The 22,836-nt window shown below is 63.5% G+C and carries 12 protein-coding genes; 7 read left to right on the top strand and 5 right to left on the bottom strand.

Translation table 11 applies throughout. From position 1 onward, the window contains the following. The first annotated feature begins 36 nt into the window (after positions 1-36). Both AB7849_RS03525 and AB7849_RS03520 read left to right on the top strand, forming a co-directional pair. Positions 37-927, top strand: a complete 891-nt coding sequence (locus tag AB7849_RS03525; RefSeq protein ID WP_369500584.1) for an alpha/beta fold hydrolase — start codon at positions 37-39, stop codon at positions 925-927. A gap of 109 nt (positions 928-1,036) precedes the next feature. Next, positions 1,037-1,357: a hypothetical protein gene (locus AB7849_RS03520; protein WP_217638545.1), complete on the top strand. Its 321-nt coding sequence runs from the start codon at positions 1,037-1,039 to the stop codon at positions 1,355-1,357. A 230-nt stretch (positions 1,358-1,587) separates the two neighbouring features. Here AB7849_RS03520 and AB7849_RS03515 read toward each other — a convergent pair whose 3' ends face one another. The 4 genes from AB7849_RS03515 to AB7849_RS03500 all read right to left on the bottom strand — a co-directional run bounded on the left by AB7849_RS03515 (position 1,588) and on the right by AB7849_RS03500 (position 8,597). Further along, the gene (locus AB7849_RS03515) at positions 1,588-2,313 is read right to left on the bottom strand and encodes a 3-keto-disaccharide hydrolase (RefSeq protein WP_369500583.1); all 726 of its coding nucleotides are present in this window, start codon (positions 2,311-2,313) and stop codon (positions 1,588-1,590) included. 76 nt (positions 2,314-2,389) lie between these two features. After that, entirely contained in the window at positions 2,390-4,783 is a 2,394-nt protein-coding gene (locus tag AB7849_RS03510; protein WP_369500582.1) for a GH92 family glycosyl hydrolase, read from the bottom strand. 419 nt (positions 4,784-5,202) lie between these two features. Continuing rightward, positions 5,203-6,834, bottom strand: coding sequence for a family 43 glycosylhydrolase (locus AB7849_RS03505; RefSeq protein WP_092701551.1), 1,632 nt, complete (start codon positions 6,832-6,834; stop codon positions 5,203-5,205). Between the two features lie 77 nt (positions 6,835-6,911). Next, positions 6,912-8,597, bottom strand: a complete 1,686-nt coding sequence (locus AB7849_RS03500) for a glycoside hydrolase family 43 protein (protein WP_092701548.1) — start codon at positions 8,595-8,597, stop codon at positions 6,912-6,914. Between the two features lie 303 nt (positions 8,598-8,900). On the opposite strand from AB7849_RS03500, the gene AB7849_RS03495 reads away from it, so the two are divergent. Then, the gene (locus AB7849_RS03495) at positions 8,901-11,879 is read left to right on the top strand and encodes a TonB-dependent receptor (protein ID WP_245734842.1); all 2,979 of its coding nucleotides are present in this window, start codon (positions 8,901-8,903) and stop codon (positions 11,877-11,879) included. A gap of 241 nt (positions 11,880-12,120) precedes the next feature. Here AB7849_RS03495 and AB7849_RS03490 read toward each other — a convergent pair whose 3' ends face one another. Further along, a complete protein-coding gene (locus AB7849_RS03490; RefSeq protein WP_369500581.1) occupies positions 12,121-13,722 on the bottom strand; it encodes an alpha-L-fucosidase in 1,602 nt (533 codons plus the stop codon). A 367-nt stretch (positions 13,723-14,089) separates the two neighbouring features. Here AB7849_RS03490 and AB7849_RS03485 point away from each other — a divergent pair, with 367 nt between their 5' ends. The 4 genes from AB7849_RS03485 to AB7849_RS03470 all read left to right on the top strand — a co-directional run bounded on the left by AB7849_RS03485 (position 14,090) and on the right by AB7849_RS03470 (position 22,832). Further along, on the top strand, positions 14,090-16,930 hold the full coding sequence (locus tag AB7849_RS03485; RefSeq protein WP_369500580.1) for a TonB-dependent receptor: 2,841 nt from the start codon (positions 14,090-14,092) through the stop codon (positions 16,928-16,930). 150 nt (positions 16,931-17,080) lie between these two features. After that, the gene (locus AB7849_RS03480; RefSeq protein WP_369500579.1) at positions 17,081-19,237 is read left to right on the top strand and encodes a cellulase; all 2,157 of its coding nucleotides are present in this window, start codon (positions 17,081-17,083) and stop codon (positions 19,235-19,237) included. Continuing rightward, entirely contained in the window at positions 19,234-21,204 is a 1,971-nt protein-coding gene (locus AB7849_RS03475; protein WP_369500578.1) for a sialate O-acetylesterase, read from the top strand. Before AB7849_RS03480 ends, AB7849_RS03475 begins: the two co-directional genes overlap by 4 nt. After that, positions 21,099-22,832 (top strand): DUF5597 domain-containing protein, encoded by a 1,734-nt coding sequence (locus tag AB7849_RS03470; protein ID WP_439822698.1) that lies wholly within the window; start codon positions 21,099-21,101, stop codon positions 22,830-22,832. Before AB7849_RS03475 ends, AB7849_RS03470 begins: the two co-directional genes overlap by 106 nt. Positions 22,833-22,836: the final 4 nt, after the last annotated feature.

Below are 22,836 nucleotides of genomic sequence, written 5' to 3'. Positions count from 1 at the left end.
GCGCCACGCCGTGATTCTTCGCAGGAGTGATGTCTCATGATTATCGAAGCAAACGGCATTGATCTGCATGTCGAACAACGTGGCGCGGGAGGACCAGCGCTGGTGTTCCTGCACTACTGGGGTGGTTCTTCGCGTACTTGGCAACACGTGGTCGACGCGCTTTCGCCCGACTACCGCACCGTCGCCATCGACCAGCGCGGCTGGGGCAAGTCCGCTGCACCGGAGGCAGGCTATGCGTTGAGCGATCTGGCCGGCGACGTGCTCGCCGTGGTCGATTCCCTAGCGCTGGAAAGCTACATCCTGGTTGGCCATTCGATGGGCGGTAAGGCTGCACAGCTTGCGGCATCGCAGCGTCCGCGCGGGCTTCGGGGTCTGGTGCTAGTGGCGCCCGCACCGCCGACGCCGTTGGCGCTTCCGCTCGACGCTCGCCAGGGCATGGTGCATGCCTACAACTCGCGCGAGAGCATCGTCGCCACCTTGCAGCAAGTGCTTGCACCCGACGGCTTGTCTGACGGTGATCTGGACACGGTCATCGCGGACAGTCTGACCGGTGCCAGCTCAGCCAAAGCGGCGTGGCCACTGGCGACCAGCCAGGAAGACATTACAGCGGTGGTTCCGTTGATCGATGTGCCGGTGATCGTGATTTCCGGTGAGCACGATTTGGTCGACCCGCCTGAGGTACTGCGTCGCGAAGTGCTGCCGCGCATTCCCCAGTCCACGCTGGTCGTGCTCCCGGGTGTCGGGCACCTGTTGCCCCTGGAGGCGCCGACCGATCTGGCCAACGTGATCAAGGCCTTTGTGCTGGCACAGACCAGGGGCGGGTTCTTCGCACTGCCCGAGGCCCAGCAAGAGGTTGCTCTGACCCGCTGCGGTGATTGCGGCATGGCGCGCCTGACGGCCAGTACGACCGCACCCCGACGTCCGTAATCGCGCCGCACATCGCACAAAGAAACTGCCGCCGAAGCGGCTCATCTCAACACCCTTCATTCAACGAGGACACGTCAATGGATAACCAAGAATCATCCAGATCCGCGTCTTGCCGTTCAACATGGTCAACGCTCACCTGAGCAAAACCGACGACAGCTGCATTCTCGTCGACACCGGCATTCCAGGCCTCGAACGCAAGGACTTCGGCGTCGACGGCATCGTGCACCATACCGCCGGTCACACGCCCGGCTCGCAGACCGTGGCCCGCGAGCCGGAGCGGCTCGTCAACAGCGGTGCTAAGCGTTTCCACATGGGTCATGGCGGGACGCTGGAGGCTCCCGAGGTGCTTCGCCACGCAAAGGTGCCAGTCAAGTTGGACCCGGCTCATTGTGTGTGCGGCCAGCACGCACCGGCGGCCTCCGCTACCTGACCCGAAGCTGACCCCAAGCGACGTCCGTGACCGTCCGCCTTATGACAATCAATGTGATCAGGCGAATGGCTGGAGTTGGCCGATCGCTGCCGTCATGCACGGCAACGATCGGCAGTGATCACGAACAGCATGCGGATCACGATCTACCGGCACGGATAATCCGCGCATCGGAAAACGCTCCGCCAGCCGTAGGCATTTAGACGGCTGATCGAATGTGAGCGCCGGGTCGTTTACAGCCTCCTGATCCTGATATTGCGGAACCAGATGCGGATCGGCTTGGCGCCCTTGTCTTCGGTGCCCTGCAGTGAAATATGGCCGCTGTGGAAGACGCCGAAATCGGGCCAGGCCTTGAACTTGGTGCTGGCGACGAGCTTGTTCCAATCGGGAGTCCACAGATGGGTGTCGATCACCTTGCGTCCGTTCTGGAAGAATTGCAGGTGGCCTTGGTCGGAGATGATTTCGAACTGGTTCCACTGGCCGCCTTCGCGGACGGTTTCCACATCCGAGGAGATCAGGTCGAACAGGTCACCGGAGCGTTCGTTGAGCACCCGGCTGTCGGGTTTGGTGCACGCCAGGTCGGCGATCTGCATCTCCGGGCCGGTTTCGTAGGTTGCGCCGTATTTCGGTGATTCGTGGACATGGAACATCACGCCGCTGTCGGCGCAGGGGCTCATCTTCCATTCCAGCTTCAGGTCGAAGTTTCCGTATTCGGCATTACTGACGAGGTCGGCGAAGTCCTGCGGCGCGTCGTGGCCGGTTTTCTGCAGCCGGATCGCACCGTGGTCGACTGTCCAGTCCTTGCCGGGCGACTTTTCAAGGTAGGAATGCCAGCCGTCGAGATTCCTGCCGTTGAACAGCAGCTGCCAGCCGGCGGCCTTTTCCTGCGCGCTGAGCGTGTTGACGGCCTGTGCCGCGGCCACGCCGGGAAGCAGGCCGCCCAGGGCGATGGCAGCCATCGATTGCAGAATCCATGTCCGTTTCATCGTGATGTCGACCTATTGTGGATGGAGGTGATGGCGTCGGTGCGGACACTCAGGATTTTGGCGGGAACGACGGCGGTGCGTCGGCCATCGAACTGCCCCATGTGCGGTCAGGCGTCGCTTGCAGCGTGAAGCCAAGACGCCCGCCATGCGCGACGAAGCTGGCCGGCAGCCATGGCTTGTTCCAGGCCTTGCCATCGACCTCAAGCGCGTGGACGTACGGCGTGTCGGTAGAGGCTTTGGGCGCATCGATGGTCACGTCGCCGCCGGAGCCATGCACGACGGCATGGGTGAACAGCGGACTGCCGAGCACCAGTTCGGCTCGCCCCGGAATTTCCGGGTACAGCCCCAAGGCCGACCACACGTACCACGAAGACATCTCGCCCAGATCGTCATTGCCGGGAATGCCGCCGGGCGCGTTCTTCCACAGCGAGTTGACCACAGCGCGAACGGTGGCCTGGGTCTTGTACGGCTGCCCGGCGAAGTCGTACAGCCACGGCGTTTCGACGGAGGGTTCGTTGTTGAGTTCGGCGTGCAGCGGACCGGCGTTGGTGAACGCCCACTTCCCATCGGCGGTGTGGAAGAAGCGGTCCAGCCGGGCGATCGCGGTGGCGTCGCCGCCGAGCTGCTGGAACAGGCCGTGCACATCGAACGGCACCATCCACAGATAGACGGCTGCGCTCGCCTCGACGAAACCGTCGTCGGTACCTGGCGTGAAGGCGGGCCAGCTGCCATCGGCGTTGCGATTCTGGATATAGCCGCCATCGGGCGCGGCTTTCGGGTTGTACAGATTGCGCCAGTAACCGGCGCGCGCGAGGAATTTGCGTTCGCCCGCTTTGTCGCCGACCTCGGTCGCGAGTTGCGACAAGGCGAAGTCCGCGGTGACGTCTTCCAGCGTTTCGGCCGCACCGCCCCACGCATGTGATTTGGTGGCGATGTAGTGCAGCTTCAGCCACTGGTCGAGCGACGGACGTTCACCCACGCATTCCACGTTGCAACCGGCATTGGACTCGTCGTGCGCGGTGGGCACCGTGGCGGCACGCGCCAGCGAGGCGTAGGCGCCGCGCAGGTCGAAGTCATGACCACCGAAGGCGTGGATATCTGCCAGCGCCGGCACCGCAGGGTCGCCACTCATCACATGGGTGCCGCCGCTGTTGTGGGTCCAGCGATCCCATTCGCCGTGGTTCTGGCGCGCCTGGTTGTACAGCGACTGGGCGATGTCACTGCCCACCTTCGGCATCAGCCAGGTCAGCAGCTGCAGTTGCGAGCGGTAGATGTCCCAGCCCGAGAAGTTGGCGTACTGCGCGTGTTGCGGGGTTTTCACATGGTGAATGTGCTGATCGAAACCACGGTATTCACCATTGACGTCGCTGAACACGTTCGGGTGCAGCAGCACGTGGTACAGCGCGGTGTAGAACGTGGTGCGCTGATCCGCCGTGCCGCCGTCGATCGCAATGTGTCCCAGCGCCTTGTTCCATGCGTCGCGCGCCTGCGACGTCACGTGGGCGAGCGTGCTGTCGGCCGGAATTTCGGCACGAAGATTGGCGCGCGCATTGGCCAAACTCACGTAGGAAATGCCCACCCGCACCTGTACCGGGCCCTTGGCCGGATCGAAACCGACCCACGCGCCCGAGCCCTTGCCCGGCACCGGGAAACCCTTGTCGGCGTAGCTGGTGCCGCCGTGTCCGGAGGTTGCGCCGAGCGTCACCGTGCCGTTGTGCCAGCTGCCCACGCGGGTGAACGGACGATCGAAATGGGCGACGAAATACAGCGTGTAGTAACTGTGCTGGTCGGCCTTCGCCAGGTAGCCGCAGAAGTTGCCGCTGGTCACCGAACCGGTGATGGTTTGCGTGGCCGCATCGACATGCACCGCCGCGTCACTGCTGCCCACTTCGGAGTCGGAGACGCGCACCAGCAGGTTCGCCGGTCGTCCGGCGGGAAAGCTGAAACGCGCCATGCCGCTGTGCATCGCTGCGCCCAGTTCGACGTTCACACCATTGGCCAGCCGCACGCGATAGTCGCCGACTTTCGCCTGCTCGTCGGCGTGCGAGAAATCACTGGCGTAGATGTGGTCGGTGGTATCGGACGATGGCGAGCTGGTGACGGGAATGGTGATCGGCATCAGCGGGATATCGCCGCTGGCGCCGGCACAACCCGCTCCGGAAAGATGCGTGAGGCTGAAGCCGCGGATGCGCGTGGTGTCGTACTGATAGCCGCTGGGCGAGGCCGTGCGCGTGTGTTTGCCGCGGGTGTTTTCGGGGCTCCACTGCAGCATGCCGAAAGGAACCACCGCGCCCGGGTAGGTGTTGCCACCATTGCGACTGCCGATCAACGGATTGACGGCATCGGCCGGTGACGAAACGGCTTGCGCCATGACCGCGCCCGTGGACGTGGCCAGCACGCAGGCCAGGGCGGATGTCTTCAGCAACTTGGACGGTAGGTACATGGTATCGGCTCGTCTCGTGGAGATAAGGAAAACGTCGGAACACGCGTCTTCGTCGTCCTGACCGGATGGGCCGCCCAAGCGGGCGTCACCCTCAATTTGAATCGATCTAAATTCCGCCCCAAAAAAACAGGCCTCAAGAGCCCTGTGTGGTTTGACGCTCCATGCAAATGCCACAGCCACGCCGACGGCGGGCATCTGCCACGCGCAGCATCCGCGCGTTGATCGCAGTCCCCGACTCTACACCGGCAGTTTTACGGAATCTTGCGGCAATGCAATACAGGCATGCACGCATGCCAGTGATCAGAGCATGTCCCGGCCCGTTGAACAGGAGAGCAGGGCTTGATCGGTGCGTGCGTATCCGCACCCCGCCAGCCAACGATTCCAATCAGGGGGCGCATGTTTGTCGGGAGTGCGCGATGTCAGATCAGCGGGTTGCCCGCGATGGCGTGATAGCGGAAATCGCTCAGTCGCAACGTTCCGCTGCCGGCGCTGTAGATGCCCAGCTTGAGGCACAGGAAATCGCCGAACACGTTGTGGTGGATGCCGGATACCTCCATGCGGATGGTATGCAGTTGCCAGCTGCGGCCGTCGTCGTGCGAGTACGCATAGGTCACCACGTTATGGTCGTTGGTGACCCGCACGCGCACATGCCGGCTTTTCTTCGCGATGCGAGCCCAGTCCAGTTCCTGCGCGTATTCGAAGGTCTTGATCGTGTCCGGCGTGAAGCCGACACCCACGAAAGCCTTGTGGTTGTAGAAAAGCAGCAGGCCACCTTCCGCATCGCCGGACAGTTCGAAGGTGATTTCCGCCACGTAGGCGCGGTCGCCCACGCTGCATACCAGCGGCGCACTGTCCGCTGGTGAGCTGCCGAACCCGCGGAACTCCAGTGCCTTGCCCGTATATCTGGCCCGCTGCATTTCATATGGTCGCGGACGGTGGAAGGACCACAGGGTGCCGAACCGGTTGCTGGAAAAATCGTCCGAAAGCGCCATGCCATCCGCACTTGCCGAGCCGCCCGCGGGCTTGCGAAGCGGGCGGGACAAATCGCTTCCGGTGGCGCGTGGCCAACCATCTGCAGTCCACGCCATCGGTTCCAGCAAGGTTTGGCGGCCCAGTGTCCTGAAGCCGTTCTCGTAGCCGTGATAGATCATCCACCAGTCCCCGGCTGGTCCTTCGACCAGGGTGGCGTGGCCACGCGACCACCACGGTTCGGCGGCCGACCGGGTGCGCACGATGGGATTGTGCGGACAGTTTTCCCACGGACCGTGTACCGACTTCGAGCGGGCCACGATGACCATGTGCCCCGTCGGCGGACCCGCCGTGCCGCCCACGGCGCTGACCAGGTAGAACCAGTCAGCGCGTCGCAGCAGTTTGGGGCCTTCCGGGGCGAAGTCCTCGACAATCCAGTCCTTCGGGTATTGCCATGGCGTATAGGCGTGTTGCAGCGGGCCGTCGGTAGCCAGGCCATCGTCGGTCAGGCGGATCATTCGAATGCCGTTGACGAACAGGTAGCGTCGGCCGTCTTCACCGACCACGTGTCCCGGATCGATGCAGCCGGCGATATCGAGATCGACCGGTTCGCTCCATGGGCCGCGGATATCGTCGGCCCAGATGACGTGGATCGACCAGTCCCCGCCGGCTTGCTGGGCTGGCAGGTAGATGTAGTAGCGGTTCTTGTATTTGCACAGGTCGACAGCCCATACCGTGCCCATCGGCTTGTGCAGTGCGGTGCCGATCGGCGCCCAGTTGACCAGGTCGGTCGAATGCCAGATGACGAGTCCGGGCGAGGCGAAGAATGGCGAAAACGTCATGTAGTAGTCGTCGCCGTCCTTGAGCACGGTGGGGTCGGGATGATCGCCGGCAACAACGGGATTGATGTAGGTGCCGTCGCCAAGGTCGGCCTTGCGTTGATCCTCGATGCCCTTGGCCCAGTGCGGCTCGGGACCGACACATGGACGGACCGGGTCGGAGTGGATCGTTCGGGCGAGGGGGATGGCAATGGCTCCTGTTGCCAGGGCTTTGAAAAGGTCTCTGCGGCCCAAGTCAGGCATGATTGGTTTTCCCGATGAACGTTTTGAAGCCGTGCGTACTTGACGGATTGCATGGGCTGGCGTCGCAGCCAGTTTGGCTATTTCCGGTAGGCATACGGGCCGAAGGTCACGCCGGTAAAGCCGCCGGCTGTGGCGGTGCTGAGTACGCTGGCATCCAGGTTTCGCGCCAGCGGTTGCCACGCTCCGGAGCCTTGCGCGTACCACGCGTCCAGCCGCGCGCCGTCAAGCTGGAAGCGCAGCCGAAGTGGCTGTGTCGTTTTGCCCAGTGCCACGCGTGCGATTGGCGTGCCGGCAGCGGGTTCGTCCTTGCTGGTGCGGCGGTAAAGCACCACGGCGTTGCCGGAGTGGTCATGCACCCGCATCGCCGCATAGAAGTGGGTTTCGTTCTGGAACAGTGCCAGGCCGGCCTGTTCGTTCGGTGCCAGCAGAGCGGCGTCGAGTGTGGCTTCCAGCGAGGCGACACGGTGTTGCAGCCGATGCGCGACATAGGCCGGCTGGCCGTTGGCATAGTCACCCAGTGGGGTTGCCGAAGGAGTGATTCGCAGTCCCTTCGAACCGGTGGCGTACCAGTGCGTGCGCGGCACGTTGATGGTCATCCATGCCAGTGGCAAGCCGGGGCCATGGAAGTGTTCGGTCCAGCCGAACGGGCCCGTCGTCGGTTGCGTAGAGGCGGTGCGCGGAAGCGGCGGACGCGTGGCGACCAACGGCACCGGCGTGTCGTGGGGAAGCACTTGCGGCCAGTCATCGTGCCAGTGCACCGGTAGCAGGAAGGTTTCGCGGCCAAGGTTGTACTGGTTGCCGCGGTAAGGCCGCGTGGCCAGGAACACCGACCACCACGAGCCATCCTTCAACTCGACGAATTGTGCATGGCCTGCCGACGTGACGGGATGGGCGCGCGCCGGATCGAGATCACGCTGGGTCAGCACCGGGTTGCCTGACCATGCCATATAAGGACCGGTCACATGATGGCTGCGCCAGACCATCTCCGCATGCTGCTCGCCGGTGCCGCCCTGGGCTGCGATGAGGTAATACCAGCTGCCGCGCCGGAACAGGTGCGGGCCTTCCACGTATTGCGGATCGGCGGAAGGATCGGTGCCGCCATCCACGATCACCTTGCGCGGACCGACCAGCTTCATCGACGTCGGGTCGAACTGCTGGATCCAGATCGCCCGATGGCCTTCGTAGCGAGGTTTGCCCACGGGCATGCCGTTGTTGACCAGCCACGCCTTGCCGTCGCTGTCGAAGAACAGCGAAGGATCGATCCCCTCAATGCCGAACCACACCGGATTCGACCATGGCCCGGCCGGATTCTTCGCGGTGATGACGTAGTTGCCGCCGTCGCAGTAGAAGCAGGTGTTGGTGATGTAAAACGTGCCACCGTGGTAGCTGATCGAGGCCGCGAACAGGCCGCGGGTCAGCTCGTGTCGGCCGTAGTCGATTTGGCCGGGGCGGTCGATGGCGTTGCCGATCTGCGTCCAGTCGACCAGGTCGCGGCTGTGGAATACGGGCAGGCCGGGGAAATAACCGAAGCTGGAATTGACCAGGTAGAAATCGTCGCCGACACGGATGATCGATGGATCGGGATAAAAGCCTGCCAGTATCGGATTGCGGTATTGCGATGTCGTGGGCGTGGGGCCACCGTCGGCGCCCTGGTAGTGGATGCGGGTGAACAGCGCGCTTCCCGCTTGCGCGACGGGAACCAGCAGCAGGCAGATCAGCGCGAGCAGGCAGCGTTTCACATCCTTACTCCACAGCGATGGCATCGGGGGCTCCCGGAATGACGTGGCAGAACCCTGCGAACGTCCATGAGTCACTGCGCAAACTACCAGTCGGTTGGCACCGTGCAGCGGTCATGACGCGTTCGCAAATGAATAAACATTACCCGGCGCCCTTGTTTTCGTAATTGTCAGTTCGTAGCGCTGCGCCCCAACATCCAGACCTGCGAAAAGGGCACTTGGCCACGAATCGCCATACACCGCTGCCTGGAATGGGGAGGCGCGGAAGAACCAGGGTTGCCGACAAGCCTTGCCGGCGATCGACCATCATTTCCGGGGAGAGCTTTGATCATGACTGAGACCACCCTTCAGGCTGGATGTAGTTCGGCGGGTCGAGCGCTGCCGCTGGCGCGCTTGTCCGCTGCGATTGCCATGGGCCTGTTGCTCTATGCCCCTCTGGTTGCCCATGCGGGTCCGGTGTCGTCAACGCCGGCAGCACAAGACCAGGGCCAGCCAGCCGCCAAGGCTGCCAAAAAAAAGCGTGCAAAAGCCGATGCCAAGGAGGTCAAGAACCTCCAGGCCGTTGTCGTGACCGGTATTCGTGCATCAGTCGAGCAGGCGCAGGACGTCAAGCGCTACGCGGATACTTTCGTCGATTCGGTATCCGCCACGGATATCGGTGCGCTGCCCGATCGCAGCGTCACTGATACCCTGGCGCGCATTCCCGGCGTCACCATCGACCATTTCCTCTCCCAGGGGGATCCGGAACACTTCTCTGCCGAAGGCAATGGCGTGCAGGTGCGCGGCCTCACGCAGGTGCGTTCCGAATTGAATGGGGGGGACAGTTTCTCCGCCAACGGTGGGCGCGCGCTAAGCTTCCAGGACGTGCCGCCGGAATTGATGTCTGGCATCGATGTCTACAAGAACCAGACGGCCGACATGATCGAGGGCGGCCTGGGCGGCACGGTGAACCTGCGCACCTTCATGCCGTTCGACTTCCAGGGCCAGAAGATCGCCGCTTCCGTCAGCGAGAACTACGGCAACTTCGTCAAGAAGTACAAGCCGTCCGGCTCGGTGCTCTACAGCAATCGCTGGCACACCCGTCTCGGCGAGATGGGTTTCCTCGTCGATGTCGCCGATTCCCAACTGTCCACGCGCACCGATGGCCTGTTTGTGCGTCCGTTCTTCAAGAACGCCAGTGGCACGTGGGTGCCGCGCGGCGCCGACTGGCGCACCTTGCTTTACGATCGCAAGCGTGATGGCACCTACCTGGCCTTTCAGTGGCGTCCCAGCGACAATCTTGATTTTCACGCCACCGCGTTCCAGAGCAAATACCACGAGGTCTGGAACGAGGATGCGATCTTCGTGAGCAACGACCCGACGCAGGTGATGGTGGATGCCAGCCAGCCGAGCGTCGTCAACGGCGGGGTGTTCCAGTCCGGTCGCCTCACGCAGAGCGGCGGCATGCCGATGGGCACCGACATCCGCGCCTCCAACAGCCACTCCAAGACCACCGATTTCTCCACCGGGATGAAGTGGCGGCTGGGCACGAGCACCGAGATCACGAGCGCGGTGCAGTTCGTCAAGGCCACCACCAACAGTCTGGATTCCACGGTGGCCCTGGGTACCAACGTGCCCTACATCGACGTCGCCCTGAACGGCAGCAGCCCGCCACACCTCGGCGTCGATTCCGACTTCACCGGGAACCCCGCCAATTACTACTGGGGGTTCACCCAGGATCACCAGGATCAGAACTATGCGAGAGAACTGGCCTGGCGTGCCGACATTGATCACACCTTCGCCGATGGGTTCGTGCAAGGGGTGAGGGCTGGCGTGCGCCTGACCAATCGCTATGCCGACAACATCGATACCGGCTACAACTGGGTGCCCGTGTTCCAGACCTGGATGCAAGGCTGGGCACTGCCCAGCGGCGCTTTGCCCGGGCTGGACTTGAACGGCACGATCAATAGCAGCCTGGTGCACCTGGACACGTTCAAGAATTTCTACAAGGGTGACGCCGGCGTACCAGGTGCGTTCTATGCACCGGTGCCGTCGACCGCGCTGGGCTATCCGGGCAGCTACGCGGACATCCACAACGCCGCCATTCCGTATTACATCCCCGGCAACGGCTACGACGCCCCGTACCAGCCCACGCTGCTCGATGCCGCGCACACCAACATCCAGCACGAGAAGACCTACGCGGTGTACGCCATGCTCGACTTCGGGGTGGACGATGCCCATCTGAGCGGCAACATCGGCGTGCGTGCGGTGAAGACCAGAAATGCCGGCCAAGGCTTCCTGGTGTATCCCAACCAGGCGTTGGCGCCCTATCTGGGCACGGGTCAGTCTACTCCCATCAGTGCCCGCAACGAGTACACCGACGTCCTGCCCAGCTTCAACGTGAAGTGGGAGTTCGCGCCGAACCTGCTCGCGCGCTTTGCCTTTTCCAAGGCGATCGCGCGGCCGGACTTCAGCCAGATGCAGGCCTATCAGATTCTCAATGCCGGCGTGGTGTCAGGCTATACGCCGCCGGCCGGCACCACCGTCCTGCCGATCGACAAGCTGACTCTGACTGGCACGTCCACCAGCAACCCGTACCTGACGCCGATGAAGGCCAACCAGTTCGATCTGTCGCTGGAGTGGTACTTCGATCAGGACCGCGGCGGCATGGCTTGGGTCAACCTGTTTCGCAAGTCGCTAAGCAATTATTTCCGCAACGAGTCGGAGTTCGTGACGTATCCAGGCATCGACGGCAACAATTACCAGTATCTGATTACCCGTCCGGTGAACGTCGGCAAGGCGACGATCAATGGCGCGGAAATCGGCTGGAACCAGTTCTTCGACTTCCTGCCAGTCAAGGGTTTCGGCATGTCGGCGAACTACACCTACATCCGCAGCAGGACCCATGTGCCGAACGACACGACTGCGGTGCCGCTGGACACGGATGGCTCGGGTTACGGCAGCCTCCCGGCGGATGGCTTGTCGCGGGATTCTCTCAATGTCGCCGGCTTCTACGAGCACGGTCCGTGGCAGATCCGGTTGGCCTACAACTGGCGCAGCCAGTATCTGCTGTCGATCGGTCCGAATGGCTACAACGGCACCGACAACAACATTCCGTGGAAGCTGCCGGTATTCGCCGATGCCTACGGACAACTGGACGGCTCGATCTTCTACGCGTTCAACAGACACTTGAAGCTCGGCCTGGAGATGAACAACATCAACAATGCCGAGCAGCGCACGATCATGTATCAGAATGGAGCCGGCAAGCACATCACTTCGTGGTACGTGAACGACACCCGTTATGCGTTGACGCTGCGCGCGACGTTCTGATCGCGACGTCTGAAGTATCGGGTGGATTCTGGCAGGAGGCAGGGTAGCCAGCGCTGGCTGCCCTGCCTCCGCACGAAAGCCTCGTCACGGTCGGTCCGGTTTCGGCGCGCGGATCAGACGGAACGGGAGCGGTTGCCGGGCGACATCGACGAACGGGATCACGTGCCCTGATGCAGGCGACGGTGCGTGTGGAATCCGCTTGTAGCGGCCGCTCGGGGCACCGCCGGGCCGGCGCAAGATTTCAGTGGTTGGTGCCGGCGCTCGCGAGATCGATCTCGTAGACATAGGTGGCTGGCCCAGACGGGCGCTTGCCGGGATGGATGACCAAACCCTTTGGCGAGCTCTGCCAATTGACCGGCTCGCGGGAGCCGAGCAGGCGCACGTTGCGCACGCCATCGGCCGGTTTGATTGCGCCGATGGTGACGGTGCCGCCATTCGGCCAGCCGAGTTCGATCGCATACACATGCCCGTGGTTCCGCGTGAAGCGGAAGTCTCGCCACGTGTAGGGCTTGGCCTGCTTTTCCTGAAACGCGCCGGCAGCTTGCGTGGTGGGACCATCACCGAAAACGCGCCACGGCCGACTGCCGTAGATGGCCGCCCCATTCACGTGCAGCCATGCGCCGATCTGGCGCAGCACGTCCTGTTCCTGCTGCACGATGGTGCCGTCCGGACGCGGGCCGATGTCCAGCAGCAGGTTGCCGTTCTTGCTGACCACGTCGGCGAGCAGTTGCAGGATCTCGTTGGCGCCTCGGTAGCTGTCGTGTTTCACGTAGCCCCACGAACTGCGACTGATCGTGGTATCGGTCTGCCACGGTTGTGCGCGGATCGCGCCGAGCTGGCCGCGTTCCACGTCCAGGGTGGCGCTGCCATCAGCCAGCGCCTTGAGCTTGTAGGTGAGCACCACGCCACCGCGACGCGCGCCGTCGTTGTAGTAGTAGGCGAGCAGCTTGGGCAGTGCCAGCCGGAAGGCGGGCTGGCCGACCCACCAGTCGAGGTAGATCAGGTCGGGGTGGTAGTACTTCTCCAGTTCGGCAGTGCGTGCCAGCCAGTCGTTCACCCAGGCTTGCGAGACGTAAGTCCAGTCGTCGGCCAGGTCCTGGTCGGCCGGGTCATGCGGGCCCGGCAACTGGGCAACGGCCGGGCCATAGAGGCCGGCGTAACGCGGGTCGTTGACGTCCGAGTCGATTTCCCGGCCATGGTGGAAGAACCAGTCGTTCTCGGCGGTATGCGAGGAGACGCCAAAGCGCAGGCCATCGGCATGCACGGCTTTGCCCAGCTCACCGATCACGTCGCGGTGCGGCCCCATCTTCACCGAGGTCCAGTCGGACAGTTTCGAGTTGTACATGGCGAAGCCGTCGGAGTGTTCGGCCACGCCCACCACATAGCGTGCGCCCGCCGCACGGAACAGCGCCGCCCAGCGGGCAGGATCCCAATGCTCGGCCTTGAACAGCGGGATGTAGTCCTTGTAGCCGAAATGGGCCAGCGAGCCGTGCGTGGCGACCTGGTGCGCATATTCGCGCGTGCGCTGGTCGTACATGTTGCGTGGATACCACTCGTTGGCAAACGCCGGTACCGAGTAGACGCCCCAATGCACGAAGATGCCGAACTTGGCGTTCGCAAACCATGCCGGCGCACGATAGGCGCGCAGCGAGGCCCAGTCCGGGTGGAACGGTCCCTGTGCAGCACCCTGCGCCACCGTATCGAGCATGGCGTGCCGCGCCGGATCGAAACGTCGCGTTGCCTGTTGCCAGCGCAGGTCGGCCTGTTCCTGAGTCAGCGTCGATGCGGTGGGTGCGGAGGTCTTGTTCGCCTGGGCGAGGGGCGCGTACAGCGACAGGGCCATGCAGGCGAACAGGGCATGGCGAACCAGCCGTGGGCAAGGAAAGGACTGGGTTTGCATTCGCCCCCCGGGCTGTTGGAATCGGCCTGGCGCGGCATGCGACGAGGCATGGAAAATCTAGCAGGCCCGTGCGTCTTTCCGGGGATGATGTGGCGAACGCATATGAATAAACGTTACCGGACACACTCGATTTCGTAATTGTGCATTCCACTCGCATCGCTTCAGCATGCATTGATCCCCGCGTGGGGAAGGCATGAACGGAACGAAGGCACGGTTACCGCCACGGCAGCCACGAAGCCGGGAATCCAATCTGACAACAGGGCCGGGAATGTACCCAGGTCCGCGAACTGACGATGTGGGGGAGAGAACCATGATCGAACGATTGCACGAAAAGACTGCGGGCCGGCCGCTGGCGCGCTTGTCTGCCGCGATCGCACTGGGCCTGGTGTTGATGTACGGGCCGGCGGTTGCGCATGCGCAGCAAAGCACCACGACTCAAGATGACACGACGGCGGCGACTGGCGGTGCCGCGCAAACCAATGCGACCCCGGCGACCGGCAAGAGCAAGCACGACAAGCAGAAACCCACCGAGATGGCTGCGGTGCAGGTCATCGGCGTGCGCGCGAGTATGGAGTCGGCGATATCGCGGAAGGAGAACGCCGACCAGATCGTGGATTCGGTCGTGGCCGAAGACATCGGCAAGTTGCCTGACAACAACGTGGCTGAGGCATTGCAACGCATTTCCGGTGTCCAGATCGATCGTAACTACGGCGAGGGCAGCAGCATCGCCATTCGCGGCCTGACCCAGGTGCGCACCGAAATCAATGGCGGCGACAGCTTTACCGCCAACGGCGGCGACACACTGAGCTTCGAGGACGTGCCCGCTGAATTGCTGGCCGGCATCGACGTGTACAAGAACCCTTCGGCGGAGATGATCGAAGGTGGCATCGGTGGCACGGTCAACCTGCGCACGCACATGCCATTCGATTTCAAGGGTCAGAAATTCGCGATCAGTGCCGAGGACGATTACGCCGACCTGGCCAAGAAAAACAAGCCTTCCGCCTCGGTGCTGTACAGCAATCGCTGGCATACCAGCGCCGGTGAATTCGGCTTGCTGGTGGACCTGGCCTATCAGAAGCACGCATTCCGTCAGGACGTCATCTCGACCGAACCTTTCTATGCCATACAGGCGGGTTCCGGCGGCGCGTATGCCAATTATCCGAACTACGACGGTCAGACGCTCGAGGTTCCGCATGGCGGCGGCGTCGGCGAGACCGTGGGTGAACGTCGTCGCATGGGCAGCGTCATCGCGTTGCAGTGGCGCCCCAACAATGACCTGCAGTTGTACGCGCAGGCGGTACGCTCGGACTACCACTTCCAGTGGAACGACTACTCGTATTTTGCCTATACCGGCACCACGCCGATCGTCCTGGATACGAGCAAGCCGTACGCGTTCGGTCCCAGCGGCAACTTCCTCAGCGGCACGTTTGATGGCACGGGCACACTGGGTGCCGATGGCAATCCCGATCCGAACGGAGCAACCACGGCGGGGATTCCCGTCGCCTCCAACAGCAGCCTGACCACGCGGCACTCGATCACCACGGACTACACCTGGGGTGCTTCGTGGAACGCGACCAACAACCTCACGCTGAAGACCGATTTCCAGTACATCACGGCGAAGACCAACACCTTTCGCTACATCCTCAATACCAGCAGCACAACGCCGTATCTCTATCAGGACATCAGCGGCAGCCTGCCGGTGCTGAAAGTGGACACGGCCTACACGACCAATCCGGCCAACAACACGTTCGGCTATCTGCTGGATGACAAGACCAACGCCACGGGGCGCGAATTCGCGTGGCGGGCCGATGGCGAGTACACGCTGGGCGGCGATTTCTTCCAGTCGATCAAGTTCGGCGTGCGCACCACCCATCGCACCGCCGAGACCGAGGATTCGGGTTATCGCTTCGTCTACATCGGCCAGCCGCTTTCCAATTATCCGGCGTCGGCGGCGGTGATCAAGACGTACGGCGACTTCTTCCACGGCAATGCCGACACGTTCGGTTCCACCATCACGCCGAATCCCGCGTTGCTGTTCGACTACGTCAACTCGCTGTCGATGTTCGGCGAGAACACGCCGCTCAGCTATCCCGCCACGGGCATCAACAACCAGGGCCAGAACACCTATGGTGGCTACGGCCTGATCACGTTCGGCAGCCAGATCGGCAGCATTCCGTACGACGGCAACATCGGTATTCGTGCCGTCCACACCAAGCTCAGTTCAGACGGTGCGCTGGTGAACTCGCTGGGTGAAACCTTGCCGTTGAACGTGGGTCAGTCCTACAACTCATTCCTGCCCAGCCTCAACCTCACTTTCCATCTGACCGACAAGCTGCAGTGGCGCTTCGCCGCATCGAAAGCGTTGTCGCGGCCGACTTTCGATCAGCTCAATCCGATGTTGCAGTTGAGTACGCCGGATGCCACCACCGGCGTCAATGCCTACACCGGCACGGCGGGTGGCAACCCGTATCTGAAGCCGATGACGGCGAAGCAGTACGACACCTCGCTGGAATGGTACATGTCGCCATCGCAACTGTTGTACGGCGGCCTGTTCTACAAGAGCGTGGACGGTTTCGTACAGACGGTTACGCTTGAGAAGCCCGAGATCGACCAGCTCGGCGTGCTCCACAATTACGCCATCAGCAGCCTGGTGAACGGCAAGAACGGCGTGATCAAGGGTGCCGAAGCGGGTTACCAGACCTTCTTCGATTTCCTGCCGTCGCCCTTCGACGGATTGGGCGTGCAGGCCAATTACACCTACGTGTACAGCAAGGCGCCAAGTCCGGACGCCTATGATACGTCGGGCAATCCACTGCTGGTTCCGCTGGAAGGCCTGTCGAAGAATAGCTACAACCTGATCCTGATGTACGAGAAGGGACCGATCTCGGCTCGCGTCGCCTACAACTGGCGCAGCCAGTGGGTGGAAACGACCCAGGGCAACGGTACCGGCAGCCTGCCGATCTACGACAAGGCCTTCGGCCAGGTGGACGCGTCGGTGACGTATCACTTCACCCGCGACTTCTCGCTGACCGCCGCGGCGGTGAACCTGACCAACACCAAGCGAGCCACGAACTTCGGCCTCGACACGCTTCCGCGTGACGTGCAGATCAATGACCGCATGCTCAGCCTGAAGGCCCAGTTGAGCTTCTGATGAAGTGTCCGGTGTCGGCCACCTCGGGGAGGCCGGCACGCAACGAATGGAAGAACGATGCAACGACTCACGCGACGCTGGTCTCTCCCCAAGCTTGGCGGTTGCACGTTTCTCCTGGTCGTCGTGCTTGCATGCACGACGACCTTAATCATGGCGCATGGTGTGTCCTATCGCTGGCGCAACGTGCGTATCGAAGGCGGAGGCTATGTCAGTGGCCTGGTCTTCCATCCTGCCGTACGCGGCCTGATCTATGCGCGCACTGACGTGGGCGGTGCGTATCGCTGGGATCGGGCGCGTGCGCGCTGGATACCACTAACCGACTGGATCGGGGCGAAGGACGAGAATCTGCTGGGTATCGAGAGCCTGGCACTTGATCCCGCCGATCCGCAGCGCCTGTACCTGGCGGCGGGCACCTACACCACGTCGCAGGCAGGCGATGCCGCGGTCCTGCGTTCGCACGACCAGGGACGTCATTTCGAGCGTACTGACCTGCCGTTCAAGCTTGGCGGCAACGAGCTGGGGCGTGGCAATGGCGAACGCCTGGCGGTCGATCCGAACAATGGCCGCATTCTGTTCCTTGGCTCACCCGATGCCGGCCTGTGGCGCAGCGATGATTACGGTGCGCACTGGGCAAAAGTCGACAGCTTCCCGGCGGTGGCAACCTCGTCGTCGGCCAGTGCGCGTAACACGTGGCGCACGCAACCCATCGGCATTGTATTCGTGGTGTTCGATCCGGCCAGTGGCCGGCACGGTACGCCGACCCCGGTGCTCTATGCCGGCGTGTCCACCCGACAGACCAGCCTGTTCCGTTCCGTCGACGGCGGGCGCCACTGGAGCGCCGTGCCGGGGCAGCCTGTCGGCTTGCGGCCCAGCCACATGCATCGTGCCACCGATGGCAACTATTACCTGAGCTATGGCGACGAGCCAGGCCCGGACACCATGAACGACGGCGCCGTGTGGCGCTGGCAGTCGTCCAGCGGCCACTGGACCGACATCACGCCCTTGCATGGCAACGGCAAACCGCCGGGCTTCGGCTGGGGCGATGTGGCCGTTGACCCCTCCGATCCGAAGGTGTTGATCGCCAGCACCCATCATCACTACACGCCGCACGACCTGCTGTTTCGCAGTACCGATCGCGGCGCGCACTGGACCGAGGTCTTCGCGCACTCGGTGTTCGATCACGGCGGTGCGGCATGGACGGTGGGGCATGCGCCGCACTGGATGACCACCGTGGCCATCGATCCATTCGATCACGACCATGTGATGTTCGTCACCGGCTACGGCATCTGGGCTTCGCGCGACATGCGCCGGCTCGATCTTGGCGCCAAGGTGCACTGGTGGTTCCAGGATCGCGGGCTTGAGGAAACCGTGCCGCTGGGCCTGATCAGCCCGCCGCAGGGCGCGCACTTGCTGAGCGCGATCGGCGATCTCGACGGTTTTCGGCACGACGACCTTGCCGTGGCGCCGTTGCAGTTCCAGGCACCGCCGCGCTATGCCAACAGCGAAAGCATCGACTACGCGGGGCAGCGTCCAACACTGATCGTGCGCAGCGGTTACCTGCGTGAACCGTTCGGGCCGGCCATGCGCGCGGCTTGGTCCGATGACGATGGCCGGCACTGGCAGGCCTTCGCCAGCGAACCGCCGGACGGCGACGGCGCCGGCAGCATTGCACTCACCGCCGATGGCAGCGCTGTGCTGTGGGCGCCGCGGCATGCGCGGCACGTCTATATCACCCGCGATTTCGGCCGGCACTGGCAGACCGTGCAGGGGCTGCCTGGCACGGTGGTCGTCGTGGGTGATCGCGTCGATCCGCGGCGCCTTGCGGCGTTCGATCCGCATACCGGGGCATTGTTTGCCAGCCAGGATGGCGGCGTGACATTCGGGCCGATTCGGGGTCGCCTTGGTGCAGCCGCGCAGGGCCACGATCACGTGCAATTGCAGGCGGCGCCGAACGCGGCCGGCGTGCTCTATCTCGCGGCGCGTGATCTGCCGTTGCTGCGTGGCGATGACGCCGGCAATGTGCAGCAACGCTTTGCCGGCCTCACCGGCGTGGATGCCTTCGGTTTCGGCAAGCCTGCGCAAGGGCGGCACGAGTCGACCTTGTTCGTGGCCGGCCGGCTTAACGGACACCAGGGCATTTTCCGCTCCATCGATGACGGCGGCCACTGGCAGCGCATCAATGATGCGGCGCATCGCTATGGTCGCATTACGCATCTTGTCGGCGACCCGCGCGTGTTCGGCCGTGTGTATCTGGCCACCAGCGGGCGCGGCATTGTCTATGGCGAACCAATGGAAACGGCACCATGAAGCGCCTCGTTTTATCCGGCGCGTTGAGCCTGGGCGCGCTGCTGCCGCTGGCGACGCAGGCCACCACGCTCACATTGCCTCGACTGTTCTCGCCGGGCGCCGTGTTGCAGCGCGACCAGCCGATGCGCGTGTGGGGCTGGGACACGCCGGGGTCGCGGGTGAAGCTGGGCTTCGACGGCAGGCATGTCGTGGCGGTCGCCGATGCGCAGGGACGCTGGGATGCGACCTTGCCGGCCCACCCGGCCGGTGGCCCCTACGCACTGGATGTCGACGACGGGCATCAGCATCGCCGCGTCGGCGATGTGCTGGTCGGCGATGTGTGGTTGTGCTCGGGCCAGTCGAACATGGAGTTCATGGTTTCCGAAGGTCGCGACGCTGCGGCCGAGGAAGCGAAGGCGAACGATCCGTCGATCCGCCAGTTCAAGATTCCGCACGCCGCATCCACCGCGCCGCTGAAACGGCTGCAGGGCGGCAGCTGGGTCGCGGCCAGTCCGTCGACCGTTGGCCAGTTCTCCGCCGTGTGCTGGTTCTTTGCACGCGACATGCAGGTGCGCACCCATGTGCCGCAAGGTTTGGTCAACAGCAGCTGGGGCGGCAGCAGTATCGAAGCGTGGACGAGTGCGCGTATCGGTCATGTAGACGTGAAGGCGCTGGTCGCCAGCATGAAAACGGCCACGGCCGCAGAGACGGCGAAACTCGATCGCACCCGGCAACGTCTTGCACGCTGGCCGGAACAGCATGGTGATGTGATGGACGCGGCCGGCAAGTTCGCCTGGGCGGCGGCAAAGCTCGACGAATCATCATGGGCGAACATCGCTGTGCCAGCGTACTGGGAAACGGTCGGCTACTACGACATGGACGGTATCGCGTGGTACCGCACGCAGTTCATCTTGAGCGCCGACGAGGCACGTCACGGCGTCACTCTGGGGTTGGGCGAAATCGACGATTCCGACCGCAGCTACGTCAATGGCCGGCTGATCGGTCAAACCGAGCGGCAATGGAACCTGCCGCGTGTCTACAAGGTGCCGGCCGCGGCCTTGCATGCGGGCAGCAACACGCTCGCCATCCGGGTGGACGACCTGGGCGACGGTGGCGGCATCCATGGTCCGGCCAGCGAGCTCTACGTGCAGCCACAAGACGGTGCGCGCCGCACGTTGGCAGGTACGTGGCACTTCCATCCGGCCGCGGTAACGCTGGTGCCCACCGAGACGCGCGAGGTGACGCCGACCCTGCTCTACAACGCGATGATCCACCCGCTTGAGGGTTATCCGTTGCGCGGCGTGGTCTGGTACCAGGGCGAGGCCAATGCACTGGACGGCAACCGCAACGCGCTGGCCTACCGTGACCAGTTCAAGGCGCTGATCAGCTCCTGGCGCGCCGCGTGGAAACAACCGCGGCTGCCGTTCCTGTGGGTGCAGCTGGCCAACTTCAAAGCCGGCGAGGACACCGCGGACTCCAGTCCGTGGGCGGAACTGCGTGAATCGCAATCCGCTGCGCTGGCACTGCCCGCCACCGGGCAGGCGGTGACCATCGATATCGGCAGCACCGAAACCATCCATCCCACCGACAAGCAGGACGTGGGACATCGACTGGCATTGGTGGCACGTCACGTGGTGTTCGTCGACAAGGTGGTCGATGCCGGGCCGGTCTTCCATGCCATGCGGGTGGATGGTGCCAAGGCGGTGCTGTCGTTCGACACGCAGGGTGAAGCACTGGCGGTGCGCGGGGGTGGACAGACCGTACGCGGCTTCGAGATGGCCGGCAGCGACGGGCATTACCTGCCGGCGCAGGCGCGTATCGAAGGCGCAACCGTCGTGGTGTGGAACGCGATGCTGCGCCACCCGGCGGCCGTGCGCTACGCATGGAACGAAGACCCGGTCGATGCCAACCTGGTCGACCACGCCGGCTTGCCGGCCTGGCCCTTCCGTACCATGAAATCGGCTGCGCCGATGCAGATGCCCCGATGAAACCGGAGATGACGATGCATTCATCCATGATGCGCCGCCTGTGGTGCGCCGCTGCCCTCGCACTTGGCCTGGCCGCCGCGTTGCCGGCGACTGCTTCGTCGTTGCCGCGCGTGGTCAGCCAGGACGGCCGGCACATGTTGCTGGTGGATGGACAACCCTACCTGATGCTGTGCGCGCAGGTGAACAACTCCAGCAACTGGCCGGCGATGCTGCCGCAGGTGTGGCCGGCGATGGAAGCCCTGCACGTGAACACCGTGCAGGTGCCGATCGCGTGGGAACAGATCGAACCTACCGAGGGACATTTCGATTTCAGCTTTCTCGACACCCTGGTGCAGCAGGCGCGCAAACAGCATGTGCGGCTGGCGCTGCTGTGGTTCGCCACCTGGAAGAACAACGGCCCGAACTACGCGCCGGCGTGGGTGAAGCTGGACAACCGACGCTTTCCGCGCGTGCTGAAGAAAGATGGCGGCACGCTCAATTCGATGTCGCCGTTTGCCCGCAGCACGCTGGATGCCGACCGCAGTGCGTTCGTAGCGCTGATGAAACACCTTCGTGGCATCGATGGTGACCGCCACACCGTGATCATGGTGCAAGTGGAGAACGAGTCGGGCACCTACGGCACCGATCGCGACTACTCCGCGGCCGGTACCCGCTTGCTGCAGTCGCCGGTTCCCGTGGCGGTGCTGAAGAAGACCGGAAAGCCTGCCGGCAGCTGGTCGCAGGTGTTCGGCAAGCATGCGGCGGAATACTCCTACGCCTGGGCTATCGCGCACTACATCGACCAGGTGGCCGCCGCCGGCAAGGCCGTCTACGACCTGCCGATGTACACCAACGTCGCCTTGCGCGATCCGTTCCACCCCGGACCACCCGGCGGCTATGCCAGCGGCGGCCCCACCGACAACGTGCTGGATATCTGGCGCGCCGCAGCGCCCGCGCTCGATCTGATCGCGCCGGACATCTACATGCCCGAGTACGCCAAGTACACCACCGTGCTGGGCCGCTACAGCTGCGCCGACAACCCGCTGTTCGTCGGCGAAACCGGCAGCGCGGCGCCGTATGCGCGCTACGTGTTCGCCGCGCTGGGCAAACAGGCGATCGGCATCTCGCCATTCGGCATGGATTACACCGGTTACTCCAACTGGCCGTTGGGTGCGCGCAAGGTGGATGCGGACACCCTGAAACCGTTTGCCCTGAACTACGCCTTGTTGCGTCCGATCGCGTCGCTGGTCGCCAAGGCCAGTTTCGAAGGCAAGGTGTGGGGCGCGTCCGAGCCGGAGAAGACGCACACACAACAGCTCGACCTGGGTGACTGGACGGCCCAGATCGGCTACGGCCAACCGTTGTTTGGCGTGCCCGAGGCGAAAGGCAACCCGACTCCGGAGGGTGGCGTGCTGATCGTCCAGCTCGGTCGCGATGATTATCTGGTGACCGGCGACCACGTGCGCGTGAGCTTCCAGCCGAGCGGTCACAACGCCGGCCGGCATGCCTTGTACGACCGCGTCGAGGAGGGACGCTACGTCGACGGAAAGTGGCAGTTCATGCGCGTGTGGAATGGCGACCAGACTGACTACGGCCTCAACTTCACCAGTGCGCCGCAGTGGCTGCACGTCAAGCTGGCCACGTATTGAAGGA

The organism is Rhodanobacter sp. FW021-MT20, from assembly GCF_041107475.1.
Lineage (GTDB): Bacteria > Pseudomonadota > Gammaproteobacteria > Xanthomonadales > Rhodanobacteraceae > Rhodanobacter_A > Rhodanobacter_A glycinis.
Note: the sequence above shows the minus strand (reverse complement) of the source record. Positions and strands in the feature narration are given on the sequence as shown.

What these genes read in the sequence shown, in the direction of transcription:
- AB7849_RS03525 (WP_369500584.1), top strand. Translation starts at nt 37, where the DNA reads ATGATTATCGAAGCAAACGGCATTGATCTGCATGTCGAACAACGTGGC.
- AB7849_RS03515 (WP_369500583.1), bottom strand. Translation starts at nt 2,313, where the DNA reads ATGGCTGCCATCGCCCTGGGCGGCCTGCTTCCCGGCGTGGCCGCGGCA.
- AB7849_RS03510 (WP_369500582.1), bottom strand. Translation starts at nt 4,783, where the DNA reads ATGTACCTACCGTCCAAGTTGCTGAAGACATCCGCCCTGGCCTGCGTG.
- AB7849_RS03505 (WP_092701551.1), bottom strand. Translation starts at nt 6,834, where the DNA reads ATGCCTGACTTGGGCCGCAGAGACCTTTTCAAAGCCCTGGCAACAGGA.
- AB7849_RS03500 (WP_092701548.1), bottom strand. Translation starts at nt 8,597, where the DNA reads ATGCCATCGCTGTGGAGTAAGGATGTGAAACGCTGCCTGCTCGCGCTG.
- AB7849_RS03495 (WP_245734842.1), top strand. Translation starts at nt 8,901, where the DNA reads ATGACTGAGACCACCCTTCAGGCTGGATGTAGTTCGGCGGGTCGAGCG.
- AB7849_RS03490 (WP_369500581.1), bottom strand. Translation starts at nt 13,722, where the DNA reads ATGGCCCTGTCGCTGTACGCGCCCCTCGCCCAGGCGAACAAGACCTCC.
- AB7849_RS03485 (WP_369500580.1), top strand. Translation starts at nt 14,090, where the DNA reads ATGATCGAACGATTGCACGAAAAGACTGCGGGCCGGCCGCTGGCGCGC.
- AB7849_RS03480 (WP_369500579.1), top strand. Translation starts at nt 17,081, where the DNA reads ATGGCGCATGGTGTGTCCTATCGCTGGCGCAACGTGCGTATCGAAGGC.
- AB7849_RS03475 (WP_369500578.1), top strand. Translation starts at nt 19,234, where the DNA reads ATGAAGCGCCTCGTTTTATCCGGCGCGTTGAGCCTGGGCGCGCTGCTG.
- AB7849_RS03470 (WP_439822698.1), top strand. Translation starts at nt 21,099, where the DNA reads ATGGAACGAAGACCCGGTCGATGCCAACCTGGTCGACCACGCCGGCTT.